Source organism: Psychrobacillus sp. FSL H8-0487 (genome assembly GCF_038008385.1).
In the GTDB taxonomy this organism is placed as follows: Bacteria; Bacillota; Bacilli; order Bacillales_A; family Planococcaceae; genus Psychrobacillus; species Psychrobacillus psychrotolerans.
On sequence record NZ_JBBOZA010000001.1, the window covers coordinates 3,580,412 to 3,600,045 of the forward strand.

Consider the following 19,634-nt stretch of genomic DNA (forward strand, 5'->3'; position numbering starts at 1 on the left):
GAGCATTCGCTTTAGATGACGTTAGCATTACATTTTTGCAACATTGCATTTTTACGCAAAAAAAAGAAGAGTCGTCTATTTTAAAGTAGACGACTCATTGTTTGAAATTATCCTGTGAAAACCTGATCATACGGGTATCGATAATGAACGTTCTTTGGCTTCATAAGTATGAAAAACAAAGTTAGAGGACCAATTCTCCCGATAAACATTACCATACATAAAAGCACTTCACCTATATCACTAATTTGTGAAGTTATCCCCATTGATAGTCCAACTGTTCCAAAAGCCGATACAACTTCAAATGCTAGAGGTAAGAAGGAGATCTTTTCGGTAACAGTTAATAGAAATAAAAAGAAACAGACTATAAATAAACTTATCGTTGAAATCGCTAGAGATCTTATAACTGTCTCCAAACGAATAGACCTTCCAAATAATTCTGGCTCACTACGTTTACGTAAAAAAGAAAATGTTGCTAAAACGATTACGATAAATGTTGTTAGCTTTATACCAGACGCTGTCGATGCACTACCTGCTCCTATAAACATTAAAACCATCGTGACGAGTATAGTCGGATCTTCCATATCACCGTAATTTAATGTATTAAATCCTGCTGTACGAGGGCTTACACCTTGGAAGTAGGATACCATTAGTTTATCCTGTAATGGCATAGAGCCAATTGTTGCCGGATTATTATATTCCAACAGGAAAACAAAAGCGATAGCTATAACATTGATAATGATGGTTCCTACAACCATCATTTTCGTATGAAGGGACCATTGCTTAAATGACTTTTTTTGTTGAATATCCACAACTACAGTAAACCCGATTCCACCGATTATAAATAATAATGATAAAACGATATTCACAATAGGGTCATGCGCAAAGCCAATGAGGTTATCAGGAAATAAGGCAAACCCAGCATTATTAAATGCCGAGATTACATGAAAGACACTTAAATATAAAGCTTCCTTAAAACCGAAAGTCGGTATCCAGTGTATAGTCAAAACCAATGTGGCGAAAAGTTGAACTGATAGAACGAATGTTAAAATCAGCTTCACTAGCTTTATAATGCCGCCAACTGAGTTTTGATTGAATGATTCTTGTATATAAATACGGTTTTGGAAGCCTATCTTCTTCTTTAACAGTATTAGTATAGCTACTGCAAATGTCATTAAACCAATGCCACCACATTGAATAAGTATCATTAATACAACTTCTCCAAATATAGTCAATGTACTCCCAGGGTCAAACACACTAAGCCCTGTCACAGTAGTCGCGGACGTAACTACGAATAATACGTCTATCCAAGATACATGGGTGGTTGTTGCAATAGGCAATTTTAACAAAAGGGTTCCAACGAATATTAAAAACAAAAAACTTCCTGCAATAATAACAGGTGGCGACATAGTCCTTCTTTTCCTTTTAAGAGTTTGCACACGAGCACTTCCTAGAACCAAATTTGAAAAACCTATTTCTTGAAGAGAATTTGAAGGTAATAATACTCCGAAGTATTGAACTTGTAAATATATTTTTTAGCTCGAAAGGTACCATCCCATAGACTAATATAAAACTAATCGCCGTTCTCCAAAGATAGAAAAAACATTCTATATCATATCTATGTTATAAATAAAGAAACTATCAATGGAGGTGCAGGAATGGAGGGAAATAAGGAACAGATTGTGTACTGGACATTCTTAAATTGCGGACCATGGGAGATGTATATTGCCGCTACTACAGAAGGTCTTTGTTATGTTGGTTCACAGCATGCGCCATTTGAAGAACTTGCTAAATGGGTAAAGAAACGACTCCCTAGTTATATACTTTCGGAAAATGAGGATGTACTGAAACCCTATGAAACGGAACTGACGGACTATCTGGAGAGCCGACGTACAGAATTCACAGTGCCAATGGCTCTTCATGGTACAGCGTTTCAACAAGCTGTTTGGAAAGTGTTGCAGGAAATCCCGTATGGTCAAACAGTTTCGTACACGGATATCGCTCACCAGATACAGAAACCTAATGCAGTTCGTGCTGTTGGCACTGCTATTGGTGCAAACCCTTTATTAATCACCGTTCCTTGTCACCGGGTCATCGGAAAAAGCGGAAAATTGACCGGATACAGGGGTGGTTTAGACATGAAAGAACAGTTATTAGGGATTGAAAAGTAGCAAGACCCCTTGTGTTAAAATATTTACTTCAAAATAAAAAGGTTGACCAATAGGTGGTATCATACTATAATTTCGTTTAATATTATTTATATTAAACGAGCGACGAAAAGAACTATATTAAGCCGGTCTCCCTGTTGGTAGAGAATCAGTGGTTGGTGAAAACTGATACAAAGATTAGGTGAATTTCATTCTTGGAGCTTTTTTTATACTACATCAAAAAAACGACGTAGTATAAGAACGGATTAAACCGTTATTTTAACCAAGTGGGAAACATAGATTTGTTTCCAATTAGGGTGGTACCGCGTGAATAGCCACGTCCCTATCGTAAAAGATAGAGACGTGGCTTTTTTGTCTTTTCATATAGAATAGACATAATAAAAATAGATTGGAATGGTTCGTTTGCAAACATCAGAGCAATGGTCATCAAAGATTGGTTTTATCCTATCAGCTGCAGGATCGGCTATCGGAGTAGGGGCAATATGGAAGCTCCCTTACGTAACAGGCATTAGCGGAGGAGGGGCATTCTTCCTTCTTTTTATATTATTTACTTTGTTTATGGGATTTCCGTTATTATTAGCTGAGTTTGTCATTGGGAGAAGCACGCAAAAAGAAGCGATTAGTGCATATCGTAGTCTTGCTCCTAATACTAATTGGCATTGGATCGGAAAGTTAGGAGTATTCACCAGCTTTCTTCTATTGTCTTTTTATAGTGTAATTGGTGGTTGGATTCTAATCTATTTTGCTAAAGGGATGTTTGGTGGAGTAATTAGTGAGGGTGCAGATTATGGGTCCGTGTTTAACACGACCATTGGAGATCCTCTCATAGTTATTATTTCTCAATTTGTATTCTTGGCTATTACAGTTGTCGTGGTTGCTAATGGGATACAAAATGGTATTGAAAAAGCAAATAAAATTTTGATGCCCGCTTTGTTTGGACTATTTATCGTTCTTATCATTCGCTCCCTTACACTAGATGGCGCTATGGAAGGCGTGAAATTCTTTCTAGCCCCTGATTTCTCGAATATCACATCCCAAAGTGTGCTATTTGCGATGGGACAAGCTTTCTTCTCACTAAGTGTCGGCGTGTCAGTAATGGTTACTTATAGTTCTTATCTCTCTAAAAAAGAAAGCCTTATACAACCAGCTATTTCAATCGTTTCAATGAACTTGTTGATTGCATTATTGGCAGGGTTAGCTATTTTCCCCGCTGTTTTTTCACTAGGCTTAGAACCAGCTGAAGGTCCTGGTTTGCTATTTGTTGTATTACCTGCTGTTTTTGATCAAATTGTTTTTGGAGAAGTCTTCTTAATAGGATTTTTGGCATTATTTTTATTTGCTACATTAACCTCGGCCTTTTCTATGTTAGAAATAATTGTAGCGTCTTTAGTCAAAGGAAAACAAGAGAAGCGAACAAAGTATGCGTATATCATTGGACTATTAATATTCATAGTAGGAATCCCATCCGCATTATCTTATAGCGTTTTTGCTGATATTCTCATTTTCTCGAAAAGTCTATTTGATTCCGCTGATTATTTAGTTAGTAATATTCTAATGCCTTTAGGAGTACTTTTAATCTCTATTTTCATCTCACATAAGATTGAGAAAAGTACTTTACGAGAAGAACTATTACAGCATTCTCGCTTAGGTGCTACTGCATTTAATATATGGTTTTTCATAATGAAGTTCGTCATTCCATTAGTAATTATTATTGTATTCCTTGATGTAACTGGCTTACTGGATAAATTAATTGCAATCTTTTAATATATACTATGTGGAAAAGTAGTATTTCCAAGCTTTCTACTTATACAATTAAATATGTTGAAAGAGCTTATTCTATAAAGGAATAAGCTCTTTCAATTCTTAAATCTTATTTAATTATTGTTTAGATAATTCACTTTCCGTAACCCATTTGTGATTTTTCACTATTTCTCCACCTGAAGTTGGTGTGTAATCGACCATATATACAGTTGTTAGTTCTGCTGAATCAATATCTGCAGCAGCACCTTTCATTCCAGCCATGTGGTCAGCTTCAATCGTAACCTTTGTCCCCGGCTCTAAAATTTTATCTCCAGCATCTTTCAACTCTTCTTGAATGACCCACTTATGATTTTCTACTCTTTCTCCGCCAGATATTGGTGTGTAGGAAATGATATAGGCAGTCGTATCATATGCACCAATGATAGTTGCCTCTGCACCTTTCATTCCCTCCATATGATCTGTTTTAAGAATGGCTTGACTTCCAACTTCATAGGTCGGATTATCAGCTACTTTCACGTTTTCTGGGACTTCACCTGTACTAGAGTGATTCATGCCTGAATGATCCATCTCGATGTTTTCATGTTTACTTGCTTCCTTGTCATCACTGGCACACGCCGACAACGTAAATGCAGTTGCTAATGAGACAATTCCAATTACTATTTTTTTCATCATTATCCTCCTACCATGAAATTCGTTCTTATCCGCTAGGTCTATTCTTTTCTAGTTTCACTTTTTGAAGACGCAATGCATTCAAGACAACTGATACAGAACTAAATGCCATTGCTGCTCCTGCTACCCAGGGTGCAAGTAAGCCTACCGCTGCAATTGGTATACCTAATACGTTATATCCAAACGCCCAGAATAGATTTTGTTTAATATTCCTCATTGTTTTATGACTCATGATGATAGCATCGGCTATGCTATTTAAGTCCCCCCGGATCAATGTGATATCTGCAGCCTCCATTGCAACGTCAGTTCCTGTTCCAATAGCCATACCTATATTCGCAACTGCTAACGCTGGCGCATCATTAATACCATCTCCAACCATCGCTACCTTCTTACCAGCAGCCTGAAGTTTTTTTACTTCTTCCGCTTTTCCTTCCGGAAGTACCTCGGCAATAACATGATCTATACCGACCTCTCGACCAATTGCTGTTGCTGTACGTTGGTTGTCACCTGTCATCATAATTACTTCAATATTCATATCACGTAAACGCTTGATAGCTTTCTTTGAAGTCTCTTTAACGGTATCGGCAACAGCTACTAGACCTGCATACTGCCCCTCAATACTTGCAAGCATTGCTGTTTTCCCATTAGCCTCAAGCTCCTCCATCACAGGTAATATATTCAAAATATCAACATTGTAACTATTCATGAGTTTTCGAGTACCTACAAGTATTTCTTTGTTATCAACAACTGTTTTCACTCCATATCCTGGAATTGCTTCAAAGCTCTGAACTCCCTTAAGTAATATTCCTCTGTCTTGGATACCTTTTACAATTGCTTCTGCGAGTGGATGTTCCGATTGTTTTTCAGCGGCACCGATTAAAGAAAGAAACTCTTCTTCCGCTATGCCACTTGCTACAACTATATCCGTTAGTTCTGGTTTACCATTTGTAACAGTTCCTGTTTTATCTACAATGACTGTATCGATATGATGAGTAGTTTCTAAATGCTCTCCGCCTTTAAACAAAATCCCGAACTCCGCTGCACGACCTGACCCAGCCATAATAGATGTAGGGGTAGCAAGTCCTAGCGCACATGGGCATGCAATGACAAGAACAGCAATCAGAGCTTCCAGGGCAGGCGTGACTTTACCTGGATTCACCCATATTATCCATACTAAAAAAGTGAGAATCGCAATACCAATTACAATTGGCACGAACACACCAGAGATTTTGTCAGCAAGCCTTTGAATCGGAGCTTTCGATCCTTGCGCATCCTCTACTACTTTAATAATTTGAGCAAGCGCAGTATCTCTACCAATTTTTGTAGCTTTCATTTTTAGAAAGCCATTCTTATTAATAGTTGAACCAAATAATGCATCACCAATATCTTTGTCCACTGGAATACTTTCGCCAGTTAGCATAGATTCATCGATAGCAGTATTTCCTTCTACAACTTCGCCATCAACTGGTATCTTTTCACCAGGCTTTACTAATATAGTATCCCCCGTTACAACTTCTGCTAAAGGTATTTCTATTTCAGTTTCATTTCTAATTACTAAGGCAGTCTTAGCTTGAAGTCCCATAAGTTTTTTAATAGCTTCAGAGGACCGCCCTTTTGCTTTTGCTTCAAACAATTTACCTAATATAATAAGGGTGATTAGCACCGCACTCGTTTCAAAATATAGATTTGCTGTATGGTGTTCACCCGTAGTAATAATTGCTTGATAAACACTATAAAAATAAGCAGCGGAAGTACCCATTACTACTAAGACATCCATGTTGGCACTACCGTTTCTTAATGCTTTATATGCACTTACATAAAACTGTCTCCCAATGACAAATTGGACAGGTGTTGCCAAAGCCATCTGCACCCATGGATTCATAAGGAATTCAGGCATATATATAAATGATGTGAACGAAAAATGACCGACCATCGTCCACAATAATGGGAGAGACAAAATCGCAGAGATAATAAATTTTTTCTTTTGTTTTTGAATGGCTTGTTCTCGGTAGTCAACAGCCTGTTTTTCGTCCTCTTTATTGATGGCCCCATAACCTAATTTCTCTACTCGCCCTATAATATCTGCAACTGAAATCTGAGCAGGGTTATATTCTACCGTTGCATTTTCTAGTGCCAGATTAACGTTCGCCAAGGTTACTCCCTCTAGCTTGTTAAGCCCTTTCTCAATTCTTGTAGAACATGCAGCACAGGTCATTCCCGTAATGACAAACTCTTTGTTTTCCTTGACAACACCATACCCTAAGTCTTGTATTTTCTGTTCAAAGTCTTTATTACTCAATTTTTCAGGATTGTATTTAATCAATGACTTCTCCAGTGCCAAGTTTACATTGGCTACTTCTACACCGTCCATTTTATTTAGCCCTTTTTCGATTCTAGTCGCACAGGCAGCACAGGTCATTCCAGTGATTTGTAAACTAGTTTCTTTTGTTTCACTACTCATTGTAACCTCTCCTTTATACCACCTGGGGGTATAATTATTTGAAAGAAAGAGAGTGCTATTTAGCACTCTACTGTCCTTACACTATATCGTAGCCTTGATCATCAATTGTTTCTTTAATTACCTCTAGTGACACTTTATCTTCTTCAAATGAAATGTCTACTTTTCCTGACTCTAAGTGAACTTTCACTTCATTTACTCCATCTAACTTCCCTACACTGTTTTCAACAGAACTAACACAATGACCACATGACATTCCTTGTACGTTTAATGTTACTTGGTTAACCATTTAAAATTCCTCCTCTTATTTTTTCATTAATTTTTGTATGGTAACTAATAATTCATCGAGTACTTCATCATCGCCTTCTGCTAGCCTGTCGACTACGCAGCCTTTTAAATGCCCTTGTAAAAGTACTTTTGCTACACTATTTAGCGCGGACTGAGTTGCAGAAAGTTGAGTAATAATATCATCACAATAGACGTCTTTGTCTACCATGCCTTTTATCCCTCGGATCTGACCCTCAATACGATTTAACCGATTCGTTAAATCTTTTTTTATATGTTCAGGATGATGACTTTTTCTACAAGAATTATCAGATGTGATTGTCTTTTCTTCCATTACACTATCCAACTCATCAACCTCCTATACTTCTTATTCACATTGTATAGTACCTATAGGGGGTATGTAAAGTATTACGTTTTATTAATTTAGCATAAATGTAAAAAAACTAAGTGTCAGAAGAATCCTAGCAATAACGGCGAGTATATTGATTGACAAAGTACTTAAATGAACATAATCTGTATATATGAATATATTATCATATAACGTTTAATAGAAATGTAAAAATAACGGAGGGATTAATATGGCGGATAATCATAACCATGCACATGGGGCAAATAAGAAAGTATTATTGATCTCATTTTTTATTATTACCACCTATATGGTTGTAGAAGCTATAGGCGGATATATGACAAATAGTCTAGCCCTACTATCAGATGCTGGACATATGTTAAGTGATTCTGTCTCACTAGGGATTGCCTTATTGGCATTTACATTTAGCGAAAAAGCAGCAGATGCTAACAATACTTACGGCTTTAAACGGTTTGAAATTCTAGCAGCAGTATTCAACGGTGTAACGTTGATATTAATTGCACTATTTATATTTTATGAAGCATTTGAACGCTTTACTAATCCACCAGTAGTCGCAACTACGGGAATGCTTGTTATTAGTAGCATCGGGTTAGCTGTCAATATTCTTGTTGCGTGGATTATGATGCGTGGCAGTGATACGAAAGATAATTTAAATATGCGCGGGGCATTTCTTCACGTGATTAGTGATATGTTAGGCTCTGTCGGTGCAATTATTGCAGCCTTATTAATCATGTTCCTTGGTTGGGGTTGGGCGGATCCATTAGCAAGTGTCATCGTTGCAGCACTAGTTTTACGCAGTGGTTACTATGTGACGAAAGCTTCTTTACATGTACTGATGGAGGGTACACCGAGAAATGTTAGTGTAAATGACGTCGTTAAGACAATTGAACAGACAAACGGAATCATAAGCGTTCATGATTTACACATTTGGTCTATTACAAGTGGTTTAAATGCTCTTTCCTGCCATGTCGTAGTCGAAGATCAATTGATGATTGTAGAAGGCGAAAAGATGCTACAGAAAATTGAGCATGATTTAGGACATAAAAATATACAGCATGTGACGATTCAGTTTGAAACAGCTTCTCACAACTGTGATAATTCCATTTTATGTACTGCTAAAGCAGAAGGACCTGATCCACACGCACATCACCACCACTAATATAAGGAATAAACGGAGGTATGAAAAAGTATGCGAGAAGAAGTACAAACGAACCCACATGATTTGGATGAAGAAACGCTGTTTGTCGTATCCCAGACATTTAAAGCTTTAGGTGATCCAACACGTATTCGGATATTAAATTTACTTTGCTGCAAAGAGTATTCAGTAAATGATATTGCAGAGGAACTAAACTTAGGCCAGTCTACGGTATCCCATCAACTTCGGTTTTTGAAAAATTTACGTTTAGTAAAATTTCGACGTGAAGGCACAACCCTATATTATTCAAGTGCTGACGATCACATTATGAATCTGTTGCATCAAGCAATTGACCATGCAAAACATTAATAATGTAATCTCTCCAACTAGATCTTACGGTATTATTTTTTACTAAAGAAGAACGTTATATAAAGTAAAAATACAATCCTATACATCCAAAGCTAATAATAGAAATTAGTAATACATTGGAAGTATCCTTAATCGCTTCCATAATTACTTCTTTCACAATAATCATATAGATTGTACCCACAGCCAAACTAATTGAAAATGACCATAAAAAAGGATTATCGTTTCCTAATGTACTGCCAAAATAAGCTCCCAATCCTACAGGAGCTGCAACAAGTAAGGAAAATATGAACCAGGACCAAATCTTCTGACCGGCTACAAACAAAAGAGTAAATACAATTATGCCTTCCGGTATATTATGGAGGAGAATGGCTTGAAGCATTGAAAATTCTACTGCTGTATCATGTGTAGAACCCAAAACAATCCCAATCGGCAAATTGTGGAATGAAATACTGAGTAATAAGAGGATTCCTACCTTCGGAGGAAGACCTTTACGCTGATCCGCGGTTTTTCCAAGTAAGGTTGTCAAAATAATATGTGCTACTTCAAATAATAGGATTCCCACAACAAAACCAAATATGAAAGTAATCCAATTTCCTAGCTCTATTGCTTCTGGTGCAATTTCAAAACTCAATATGCCAAGAGTTAGCCCCGCACAAACACTGTAAACAAAATCTGTTTTGTGCTGGAAACCCTTCGTGCTCCAAGCTATATACCCACCTATACTAAAGCCAATCGCAGTACACAAATAACCAATAACCCAGATGAAAGACACTTAACCATCCTTATGATTTGTTTTTACTTTATATGGGTTTTCTAAGGTATTTATGAAGATCTCTAAAATTAATATTTACTTCTGTAAGGGTAAATAAAAAGAACTTGAGGGTTCAAGTTCTTTTTAACTCTTGTACTTACCATACATTAAATCATTTCCCAGTTTCAGCAAAACGCTTAATTCTTTCACCAACTTCATCACGAACTCGTTGGAAGGTTGTCCACTTCTCTTCATCCGTTCCTTCTGCTTTTGCAGGGTCTTCAAAGCCCCAGTGATCACGTTTTACATGTGGTGGTGTCATTGGACATTTATCTGCAGCATCGCCACAAAGGGTCACCACAAAATCTGCATTATTGAGTGTTTCCACATTTATCAAGTCTGAGGTCTGGGTAGTAATATCAATTCCAATCTCATTCATTGCTTTAACAGCTTTCGGGTTTAAACCATGTGCTTCAATACCCGCACTTAGAACTTCCCACTCGTCACCTAAATATTTTTTTCCCCAGCCTTCTGCCATTTGGCTTCTGCACGAATTTCCAGTACATAAAAAGTAAATTGTTTTTTTAGACATAAATTAAGTACTCTCCTTTAGTTAGAACGATTTTAACGAAATGTAAAGACCTAATAAGGTAATGAATAAAATTGGAATCGTTAAGACAATACCTGTTTTAAAGTAAGTGCCCCATGATATCTTCACACCCTTTTGAGATAAAACATGAAGCCAGACTAAAGTTGCAAGAGAACCAATCGGTGTTATTTTAGGCCCTAAATCAGAACCAATCACGTTAGCATAAATAAGTGCTTCGCGAATGGTACCAGAAGTATTCGTTTCAGCAATCGCTAATGCATCGATCATCACGGTTGGCAAATTATTCATTAGCGATGACAGGAAGGCTGCAATGAAGCCCATTGACATCGTTGCTGCGAATAGACCTTGTTCTGCAGCTACCTCAATCACACTTGCTAACACACCAGTCAGTCCAGCATTCCCTAGACCGTAAACGACCACATACATGCCTATTGAGAAAAACACAATATTCCATGGCGCTCCTTTAATAACAGTTCTTGTATTAACCGCATTACTTCTTCTAGCCATTAAGATGAAGAAAATCGCTACTATTCCAGCAACTATGGAAACTGGAACTTGGATAAACTCACTACTAAAATAACCAATAACTAATAAAGCCAGTACAAACCATGAAAGATGGAACATTTTAATGTCTTTAATAGCCTCTTTTGGTTCTCTAAGTTTGGATAAATTATATGATCTAGGAATACTTTTTCTAAAATAAAATAGTAATACACTGATAGTAGCAATCAGTGAGAATATATTAGGAATAATCATTCTTGTTGCATATTCAACAAAACCGATATGAAAGAAATCAGCTGAAACAATATTAACAAGGTTACTAACAACAAAGGGTAACGAAGTCGTATCTGCTATAAACCCACTCGCCATAATAAATGGGAAAATCATTTTTTCGTTGAAATTCAAGTTACGAACCATTGCCAAAACAATTGGAGTTAATATTAACGCTGCTCCATCATTCGCAAAAAAGGCAGCAACTAAAGCACCCAACACACTTACATAGATGAACATCTTAAACCCATTGCCTTTTGCAACCCTTGCCATATGTAATGCAGCCCATTCAAATAAGCCAATCTCATCTAATATTAAGGAAATAAGTATAATTGCAATAAACGATAGAGTAGCGTTCCAAGTAATGTCTACTACTTCGAGGACATCACTAAAACCCACAACTCCCACTAATAACGCTATAACGGCTCCTCCACAGGCTGACCATCCAATATTCAAACCTCTTGGCTGCCAGATTACGAAGATAAGCGTTATTATAAAAATTAATGATGCTAAAATAACTGGTGACAAAATACAAACCTCCCTTATTCACATGAGATGCGTAATCCCTGTTTTTCTAATTGTTGTAGTTTAAAATCTTGGTTTGGTAGGTGGTCCATCAAGCTCTGAACAAATGGAAGAATATCACTATCCCTATTTAAAGAATAAATAATCCATTGACTCCTTCTGGTTTCACACACTAATCCAGCTTCTTTTAACTTCTTTACGTGCTGGCTAATAGCGGGTTGACTCACTTTAAATATTTCAACGAATTCACAAACACAATAATCATGTGCCTCTAACATTTTGAGCATTGTTAACCTTGTTTTATCTCCTAACAATTTTAATATCATTGCAGCTTTCTCTATTTCAATTGTCCATAACTCCATGAGGTACCTCCTTAGATCAGTAAATGACTATTATATAAGCATCTCCTTATATAATAGTTTGCTTATGTATGAATTTCAACTGTTTTTATATGACATTAAAAAAGAAACACATCATTTCATTGTTCATGGCTTGTTTAACCATTAAAAATAAGGACACCAAACGCTATCTGATTGACACCCTATTTTTATGCAACATTGATAGTCTTCCACACGAACTATGGGGGAAAAAACTTCAATTAATTTAATTGCAACGTATTAGTTACTATAATTTGTGAGCAGATAGCTAGTTGGGAAAGATGTGCTGAACGTGTTAATATGGAAATATGCCTAAATTATGGAGGTTATTTTATGAATATTGAGTGGGTATTAATTACATCTTTCATTTTATTAATCCTGGGATTATCACTTATTATTTTTGGTCAATCTAAGAAGATCCACGTTTTGAAGGTAGAGAATCAGAAACTGCGCCCCAAAGAAAACAATGATGAATTAATCGCTTTGGTTCGCGAAAAATTAAAAACTCTTGGTGTTGTTAAAACCGTGAAGTATCTAAGGGAACATAGAGGCATGTCCATGATAGATGCTAAGCAACTTGTTGATACCTTTAAAAATTAATTTACGCTAATCAGATGCAATTGCTAATATCGCCTATGGTCTGATAAAACTTAATTGCTTCGTAAGGTTAACCGGATTTTACTGGTTAACCTTATTTTAATACGATTCAATATATTAGAAGCCAGCGTTGACCTTTTAGAAGATAGGTAAAAACTTTTCTTTAGTAATGAATCTCAAAGGGTTACCTTTCTAAACACCAATAAAAAACTGGTTAGGAGGTAACCTAACCAGTTTTACGTCACGACAGAGTATTTGAGAACTGCCAATTACCATTAAGTTGGTAACCTATATCTTTTCTCAAAGTTCTAGGGTCTCACTCACCAACCATACCGTCCTTATCAGCATCGTGCATATATGGATATATCCAATGATCACTCGTTATTGGCATACTAAAACCTGCTGCTTTTGCTTCTTTAATCGTCACCTGTCCATTACCGTTTGTATCAACACTAGAAATATCGCCGCTTATAGTTGAACTAGTTGACTCAGCAGGCTCACTACCAGTTAGACCGAGTGATGAATTTATCTCATCAGGGTTTACATTGTCAAATGTATCAACGATTACGTTACCCTTTACAGTATAGGTATACTGATAACTGGAAGGAATTTGCGTTTCCGTATTCGGATATGTGATAATTGCTTCAAAATTAGTAGCTCCAGCTGCTCTACGGATCACGTCTTCCATATAAGCTTGATCACCATGTCGGTTGAGCGTACTATCTTGTGGTGTAATATTATAGGCATTCGATACCCCTCCAAGAGAATCAGCAATTATATGTCCTTCATCTAAAACGTCACTTTCGACTCCAGGAACCTTTGCCTCATCACGATAGTATCTGCCAGACGATAATACAGGTTCTTTACTGTCATCTTGTAAAATGATTTGGTCCGCAATGACACGTACTAGTTGCCCGTACTCATTAGTAAATGCCCAATATTTACGGTCCCCATAACCAATATCAACAACGACTTTAGGTTCACGATGTCCAGACAAATCACCACCATCAACTTCAATAAGTTTGTATCCTGAAAAAATATCATTATTTGATTGTGCTGGTGTCTCCTTTTCTACTGGTTCATCAATAACCGTAGCGTTAGCTTCTTCTTTTTCACTATTTATATTTGTCTCAACTGTGGTTGCTTCTTGTAGGTCTGTTTCTACATCTGTAACGGATGCATCTTCTAAGTTGGTACAACCAATCATTAAGAAGGTTGTTAAAAGTAAGATTATATAGCTCATTTTCTTTTTCATTTAGGACTCTCCTATAATTGCTTCATACTGTTCATTCTAAAAATCTGGGAATGTTGACTTATGGATAATAGAGAAAAGATACCTTACAGGCATCCACTTGATTCAAGTAAAGCACCATATAGTTCAAGCGTATTTGTAAAAAGACATAAGTATTCAACAAAAAATCACCTCTCTGTTAAACTAGAGAGGTGTTTTAGCATTCTTTTATAAATTTCGGTAACCTACTATAATGTCACTGGACATCAAAATATATTACTTTAACTCTATTCAACTGTTACTGATTTAGCTAGATTTCTAGGTTTATCTACGTCGCAGTCTCTGTGCAATGCTGCATAATAGCTAATAAGTTGTAATGGAATTACGGCTACTAGTGGAGCGAAGAGCTCGTTTACTTTTGGCAGTACGTAACGATCTCCTTCTTCCTCATGGCCTTCCATTGCAATAATACATGGGTTAGCGCCACGTGCAACTACTTCTTTTACATTACCACGAATATTAAGGCTTACTGCTTTTTGTGTAGCTAGAGCGATAATTGGTGTACCGTCTTCAATAAGAGCGATAGTACCATGTTTGAGCTCTCCTCCAGCAAATCCTTCTGCTTGGATATATGAAATTTCTTTAAGTTTTAATGCACCTTCTTGGCTTACGTAGAAATCTACGTTACGACCAATGAAAAATGCATTTCTAGTAGTAGCTAAAAACTCTTTCGCGATTTCTTCCATTTCTTCTTTAGAATCTACAATTGCTTGAACAGCATTGGCTACAATTCCTAATTCTTTTACAGCATCATAGTCTAATGTTTTCCCTTGAGCAAGTGCGTATACAGAAGCCGTTACCATTAAAACAGCAACCTGTGCAACATATGCTTTAGTGGAAGCCACAGCAATCTCCGGACCAGCATGAAGTAAAAGTGTGTGATCTGCTTCACGGGAAAGAGTAGAACCTGGTACGTTAGTCATCGTGATCGTTGGGTAACCTAATTTTTTAATCTTTACAAGAACTTGTCTGCTATCCGCAGTTTCTCCTGATTGTGTTAGGAACATGAAGATTGGTTTTTCAGAAAGTAGTGGCATATTATAACCGAATTCACTAGAAATATGAACCTCTACTGGTATACCTGCAATTTTTTCAAAGTATTCTTTTCCGATTAACCCACCATGATAGCTCGTTCCTGCCGCAATAATGTACAGGCGGTCAGCGTCTTGCAGTGCTTTTAAAATAGCAGGATCAATTGTAAGTTCCCCTTGCTCATTTTGATAAGCTTGAATAATTTTACGAATAACAGCTGGCTGCTCATCGATTTCTTTTAACATATAGTGAGGATATGTTCCTTTTTCAATATCGCTCATATCTAGTTCTGCTTTATATGGAGCACGTTCAACTTTTGTGCCTTCCAATGTTTGAATTTCTACAGAATCTTTGCGTACGATTACGATTTCTTGATCATGAAGTTCCACATATTGCTCAGTTACTTGAAGCATCGCCATTGCATCCGAAGCTACAACATTGAATCCTTCTCCAACACCAACTAGTAATGGTGATTTGTTTTTTGCTACATAAATAGTTTCTTCGTCTTCATTATCCAGTAAAGCAAGTGCGTATGAACCATGTATTAAATGCAATGTTTTGCGAAGTGCATCAACTGTAGATAATCCGTCTTTAGAAAAATGCTCTATAAGTTGTACAATTACTTCTGTATCTGTCTCAGAAGCCATTTCCACGTCCGATAAATAAGCTTTTTTCATCAAATGATAGTTTTCAATTACTCCATTATGCACTAATGTGAAGCGTTTAGTTGTACTTTGATGAGGATGTGCATTTTCATGGTTTGGTACTCCGTGAGTTGCCCAGCGAGTATGACCAATTCCAATAGTTGCCGCTACTTCTGTATCTACTACGCCACGTAAATCCGCAATTCGACCTTTTTCTTTAAATACCATAACTCCATCTTCGTTAAGCACAGCAATACCTGCTGAATCATAACCGCGGTATTCTAACTTCTCTAACCCTTTTAATAAAATTTCTTTTGCATCTATTTCTCCAATATATCCAACAATTCCACACATAATTTAAATTCCTCCGTTTACATTCATGTCAAAATAAGCTCCCTACACAAGGCGTGTAGTAGCCAATTAAGCAAAGAATGCCTTCTATTCCACCTGTCATTCGATCACTCGAATGTTTTATGAAAAAGAATAACAACCGGGCAAATACGGTCGGGAGGCATCCGCCGAAATTTCGATAACCTCCACCTCGTCTGCTGAAGATGATTTTCCGTCCAATTTCTTCAGCTCTGGCGCTATAATTGTTTTCTATGTTTTACGCGTTACCTGTCCTCCACATCTACGCGGTTACTAATACTAGATTAGCAACTTCTACATTATATATGTTCATAGTATGCTCGTCAATTTAATGGGTGTAGGGGACTTTAACCGAATAAAAGAGCCATTACTATAGTAATGGCTCTTTTAACACAAGATAATCTTTTACCATGCTGCAATTGAACCATCCGTACGAGACTCTGTTCCTCCTTGTAGAACCCCAGTTTCAGCATTCCGCCAAATAATCTGACCTCTGCCGAATGTCCCACCGTCCGAAGCAATCTGAACTTGGTGCCCTTTTCCTATTAGACTTTGTACAAGATAGCTAGGGAATTCTGGTTCTACATGAATTACTTTCCCTTTTATCCACTGCCAACGAGGCATATCTAATGTAGCCTGTGGGTTTAACATATAGTCTACTGTATTCGTCACAACCTGGAAATGCCCTTGTGGCTGCATATATCCACCCATTACTCCGAAAGGTCCTACTGCCTTCCCATTTTTGCTTAAGAAGCCTGGAATAATAGTATGTAATGTTCTTTTCCCGGGCTTTAATATATTTGGGTGCGCGACATCTAAAGAGAAGTCATGCCCTCTATTTTGCAAGGCAATTCCTGTATTTGGAATAACTATCCCTGATCCAAATCCCATATAGTTACTTTGGATGTAAGAAACCATATTACCTTCTTCATCTGCAGTAGCTAAATATACAGTCCCACCTTTAGGGATGTCATAGATTTCTGGATTGCCAGCTTCTTCGTTTATTACGTTGGATCTTTTATTTGCGTATTCCTCTGATAATAATTGTTCTACGCTTATCGGCATTTCCTCAGACTCCGTTATAAAAGCTAACCCATCTGTGAAAGCTAACTTCATCGCTTCTATTTGATGGTGGAGAGTTTCCTTACTTTGCCATCTCGGTTCCCCTAAGTGCTTGTATATATTCAGTGCCATTAATGCAACCATTCCTTGTCCATTTGGCGGGATTTCCCAAACATCATAACCCTTATAGTTGACCGAAATAGGCTCTACCCACTCCACCTTGTATGTACGAAGATCTTCTTTCGATAAATAGCCTCCATGTTTTTTCATAAACGTATCAATTTTGTCGGCAGTTTCCCCCTCATAAAAGTCACGGGCATTCGTTTCTCCAATCGCTCGAAGAGAACGTGCGTGATTAGGAGAGTTCCACATCTCGCCTATTTCTGGAGCTCGTCCATTTGGTGCAAAGGTTTCAAACCAAGCATTAAATTCCTCTGAAGTAAATGTAGTTTTATATTTATCATAGGCTAGTTTCCAGTATTTTCCCAGGATTGGAGTTAACGGGTATCCTTCTTCTGCGTATTGAATAGCAGGTTCTAAAACTTCTTGGAGCGAGAGTTTACCAAATCTTTCTGATAAGGCGGCCCAAGCAGCAGGAACTCCTGGGACGGTCACAGGAATCACACCGTGAACAGGCATTTCATCATACCCTTTTTCTCTTATCGCTTCTGGGGATATCGACTGCGGTGCAGGACCAGATGCGTTTAAACCGTAGAGCTTATCTTTTGTCCATACTAATGCAAAAGCGTCTCCGCCAATTCCGTTAGAGGTCGGTTCTACAACGGTAAGTGCTGCTGCCGTAGCAATTGCCGCATCAATTGCATTACCACCTTTTTTTAAGATATCTAATCCTGCCTGAGCAGCTAAAGGCTGTGAAGTTGCTACCATACCCTTTTTAGCAAATACCGTATGACGCTTTCCTTGAAACGGGTGATGTAAATAATCCATATGAACTCCCCCTCATACCTTTATACCGATATGATTTAATTCCTTAAGTATAATGAAAGAAATGCCTAAAATAAATAAGAATATTCTATCAATTAAAAGAGCATCTTCCAATAAAAGAAGATGCTCTTAATAATTTTATATAGTTTATATTACTAATTAACCTAACAGCTTAACGATTTCTCTATTAAACGCTGGAATATCGTCTGGTGTACGGCTTGTTACCAATTGATTTTGACAAACGAATACTTCTTCGTCATGGAATTTTACACCGGCATTTTCTAAGTCTACTTTGATCGACTTATATCCTGTCGCATCCCTACCATCTAACGTCTTCGCAGTGATGAGTAATTGTGGACCATGACAAATTGCAAACACTGGTTTTTTCTCATCCATAAAATACTTCGCAAATTGAACAAAACGATCATCTGCTCGTAAAATATCTGGTGAAAATCCTCCAGGTATAAATAATGCGTCAAAGTCTTCAGGTTTTACTTCGTCAATGCCATAATCGATTTTCACCGTAGCTTCGCCGTTTTTCCCTGTTACCTCTTTACCTGCTTCTTTTTCAATTGCAAATACCTCATGTCCTGCATCGTTTAGTGCTTGTGCTGGACCTGTGTATTCTACGTCCTCAAACATATTTGTGATTAATGTTGCTACTTTAGCCATTTCCTCACTCCTTAATTGTTTGTACACTCTTACTATTCCACTAAACTTTACCTGATAAACATAAAATTTTTTAGCGTAACTTTTTCATTTCCTGAGCCACTTGATGGGCTTCAGGTGAAGTTTCTTGATGAAGCTGCGTTATGATGTTGGCATAATCTCTGTCATTTCGATTCTGGCTCATTTTATAGGCTGCTTGAATGTCTGTAACGGTAAGTTTGAATCCAACTATACCTTTCAATTCCCGTTCAAGAAGCTCAGGTGATAGTGTATCCCACAATACCGGATGTTGTCGATGATGCTCATATACGTGTAGAAGCGTCTTCAAATCGTCTATTAGTTCCTCTTGCGTTTGGAGACTAACATTCCCATACACATGAACGGACTGATAGTTCCATGTCGGGACTTGCTGCTCTTCATACCATGAAGAAGAAATGTAGGAATGAGGTCCCTGAAAAATTATCAAGGTTTCCTGCTCCTCATTAAGCGTGCGCCACTGTCGGTTACCATATGCCAAATGCCCACTTACCACAATTTCTTCTCCTTCGCGTTTAACCATTACAGGAATATGCGTTGCTACTGGTCTCCCTTTATCTGTTGTAACCAATGTTGCAAACGTGTGTTGCTTAAGAAAGGACCAAATTTCTTTCTCGTCATCTACCTTAAATCGTTTAGGAATATACATAGGTACCTCCTTTATTTGTCTATGGTCTTTAGAAACTCACTCGCTTTTATTCATAATATCATAAAATCCCTAACTCTTCGAAAAGAGAAAGGGATCG

Annotated in this window: 19 protein-coding genes and 1 other annotated feature; of the genes, 5 read left to right on the top strand and 14 right to left on the bottom strand. The window is 37.4% G+C overall.

Features of this window, described 5'->3' with window-relative positions:
• Nucleotides 1–107 precede the first annotated feature (107 nt).
• Nucleotides 108–1,436: a TrkH family potassium uptake protein gene (locus tag MHI47_RS18275; RefSeq protein WP_340831812.1), complete on the bottom strand. Its 1,329-nt coding sequence runs from the start codon at nucleotides 1,434–1,436 to the stop codon at nucleotides 108–110.
• Nucleotides 1,437–1,655: 219 nt separating this feature from the next.
• Between MHI47_RS18275 and MHI47_RS18280 the strand changes: the two genes are divergently transcribed.
• Both MHI47_RS18280 and MHI47_RS18285 read left to right on the top strand, forming a co-directional pair.
• Complete coding sequence (locus MHI47_RS18280; protein WP_340831813.1) at nucleotides 1,656–2,168, top strand: methylated-DNA--[protein]-cysteine S-methyltransferase; 513 nt, start codon at nucleotides 1,656–1,658, stop codon at nucleotides 2,166–2,168.
• A gap of 93 nt (nucleotides 2,169–2,261) precedes the next feature.
• Nucleotides 2,262–2,492: a binding site (T-box leader), on the top strand.
• A 75-nt stretch (nucleotides 2,493–2,567) separates the two neighbouring features.
• Nucleotides 2,568–3,929: a sodium-dependent transporter gene (locus MHI47_RS18285; RefSeq protein WP_340831814.1), complete on the top strand. Its 1,362-nt coding sequence runs from the start codon at nucleotides 2,568–2,570 to the stop codon at nucleotides 3,927–3,929.
• A 114-nt stretch (nucleotides 3,930–4,043) separates the two neighbouring features.
• On the opposite strand, the gene MHI47_RS18290 is transcribed toward MHI47_RS18285, so the two are convergent.
• The 4 genes from MHI47_RS18290 to MHI47_RS18305 all read right to left on the bottom strand — a co-directional run bounded on the left by MHI47_RS18290 (nucleotide 4,044) and on the right by MHI47_RS18305 (nucleotide 7,672).
• Nucleotides 4,044–4,595 (bottom strand): YdhK family protein, encoded by a 552-nt coding sequence (locus tag MHI47_RS18290; RefSeq protein ID WP_340831815.1) that lies wholly within the window; start codon nucleotides 4,593–4,595, stop codon nucleotides 4,044–4,046.
• A gap of 28 nt (nucleotides 4,596–4,623) precedes the next feature.
• Nucleotides 4,624–7,056, bottom strand: a complete 2,433-nt coding sequence (locus MHI47_RS18295) for a heavy metal translocating P-type ATPase (RefSeq protein WP_340831817.1) — start codon at nucleotides 7,054–7,056, stop codon at nucleotides 4,624–4,626.
• A 76-nt stretch (nucleotides 7,057–7,132) separates the two neighbouring features.
• Nucleotides 7,133–7,342, bottom strand: a complete 210-nt coding sequence (gene copZ / locus MHI47_RS18300) for a copper chaperone CopZ (RefSeq protein ID WP_093537371.1) — start codon at nucleotides 7,340–7,342, stop codon at nucleotides 7,133–7,135.
• A 15-nt stretch (nucleotides 7,343–7,357) separates the two neighbouring features.
• Nucleotides 7,358–7,672: a metal-sensing transcriptional repressor gene (locus tag MHI47_RS18305; RefSeq protein WP_340764593.1), complete on the bottom strand. Its 315-nt coding sequence runs from the start codon at nucleotides 7,670–7,672 to the stop codon at nucleotides 7,358–7,360.
• A 244-nt stretch (nucleotides 7,673–7,916) separates the two neighbouring features.
• Between MHI47_RS18305 and MHI47_RS18310 the strand changes: the two genes are divergently transcribed.
• Together MHI47_RS18310 and MHI47_RS18315 are read left to right on the top strand one after the other, a co-directional pair.
• Nucleotides 7,917–8,864 carry a cation diffusion facilitator family transporter gene (locus MHI47_RS18310; RefSeq protein ID WP_093537370.1) on the top strand — a complete coding sequence of 316 codons (948 nt, stop codon included), beginning with the start codon at nucleotides 7,917–7,919 and terminating at the stop codon, nucleotides 8,862–8,864.
• A gap of 30 nt (nucleotides 8,865–8,894) precedes the next feature.
• Nucleotides 8,895–9,209, top strand: a complete 315-nt coding sequence (locus MHI47_RS18315; RefSeq protein WP_093537369.1) for an ArsR/SmtB family transcription factor — start codon at nucleotides 8,895–8,897, stop codon at nucleotides 9,207–9,209.
• A gap of 55 nt (nucleotides 9,210–9,264) precedes the next feature.
• Here the strand turns inward: MHI47_RS18315 and MHI47_RS18320 are convergent, their stop codons facing one another.
• The 4 genes from MHI47_RS18320 to MHI47_RS18335 all read right to left on the bottom strand — a co-directional run bounded on the left by MHI47_RS18320 (nucleotide 9,265) and on the right by MHI47_RS18335 (nucleotide 12,228).
• Nucleotides 9,265–9,981 (bottom strand): ZIP family metal transporter, encoded by a 717-nt coding sequence (locus MHI47_RS18320; protein WP_340831819.1) that lies wholly within the window; start codon nucleotides 9,979–9,981, stop codon nucleotides 9,265–9,267.
• Nucleotides 9,982–10,132: 151 nt separating this feature from the next.
• Nucleotides 10,133–10,552: an arsenate reductase (thioredoxin) gene (gene arsC / locus MHI47_RS18325; RefSeq protein WP_340831820.1), complete on the bottom strand. Its 420-nt coding sequence runs from the start codon at nucleotides 10,550–10,552 to the stop codon at nucleotides 10,133–10,135.
• A gap of 21 nt (nucleotides 10,553–10,573) precedes the next feature.
• Entirely contained in the window at nucleotides 10,574–11,869 is a 1,296-nt protein-coding gene (locus tag MHI47_RS18330; RefSeq protein WP_093537366.1) for an arsenic transporter, read from the bottom strand.
• A gap of 14 nt (nucleotides 11,870–11,883) precedes the next feature.
• The gene (locus MHI47_RS18335) at nucleotides 11,884–12,228 is read right to left on the bottom strand and encodes an ArsR/SmtB family transcription factor (RefSeq protein ID WP_093537365.1); all 345 of its coding nucleotides are present in this window, start codon (nucleotides 12,226–12,228) and stop codon (nucleotides 11,884–11,886) included.
• A 348-nt stretch (nucleotides 12,229–12,576) separates the two neighbouring features.
• On the opposite strand from MHI47_RS18335, the gene MHI47_RS18340 reads away from it, so the two are divergent.
• On the top strand, nucleotides 12,577–12,843 hold the full coding sequence (locus MHI47_RS18340) for a hypothetical protein (RefSeq protein WP_093537364.1): 267 nt from the start codon (nucleotides 12,577–12,579) through the stop codon (nucleotides 12,841–12,843).
• A 313-nt stretch (nucleotides 12,844–13,156) separates the two neighbouring features.
• Here the strand turns inward: MHI47_RS18340 and MHI47_RS18345 are convergent, their stop codons facing one another.
• From MHI47_RS18345 to MHI47_RS18365, 5 genes are all read right to left on the bottom strand, one after another.
• Nucleotides 13,157–14,095: a DNA/RNA non-specific endonuclease gene (locus tag MHI47_RS18345; protein ID WP_340831822.1), complete on the bottom strand. Its 939-nt coding sequence runs from the start codon at nucleotides 14,093–14,095 to the stop codon at nucleotides 13,157–13,159.
• 263 nt (nucleotides 14,096–14,358) lie between these two features.
• Nucleotides 14,359–16,161: a glutamine--fructose-6-phosphate transaminase (isomerizing) gene (glmS, locus tag MHI47_RS18350; protein ID WP_340831823.1), complete on the bottom strand. Its 1,803-nt coding sequence runs from the start codon at nucleotides 16,159–16,161 to the stop codon at nucleotides 14,359–14,361.
• A 420-nt stretch (nucleotides 16,162–16,581) separates the two neighbouring features.
• A complete protein-coding gene (locus MHI47_RS18355; RefSeq protein WP_340831825.1) occupies nucleotides 16,582–18,186 on the bottom strand; it encodes a gamma-glutamyltransferase family protein in 1,605 nt (534 codons plus the stop codon).
• 156 nt (nucleotides 18,187–18,342) lie between these two features.
• The gene (locus tag MHI47_RS18360) at nucleotides 18,343–18,855 is read right to left on the bottom strand and encodes a type 1 glutamine amidotransferase domain-containing protein (protein ID WP_093537360.1); all 513 of its coding nucleotides are present in this window, start codon (nucleotides 18,853–18,855) and stop codon (nucleotides 18,343–18,345) included.
• A gap of 70 nt (nucleotides 18,856–18,925) precedes the next feature.
• On the bottom strand, nucleotides 18,926–19,537 hold the full coding sequence (locus MHI47_RS18365) for an FMN-binding negative transcriptional regulator (RefSeq protein ID WP_340770801.1): 612 nt from the start codon (nucleotides 19,535–19,537) through the stop codon (nucleotides 18,926–18,928).
• Nucleotides 19,538–19,634 lie beyond the last annotated feature (97 nt).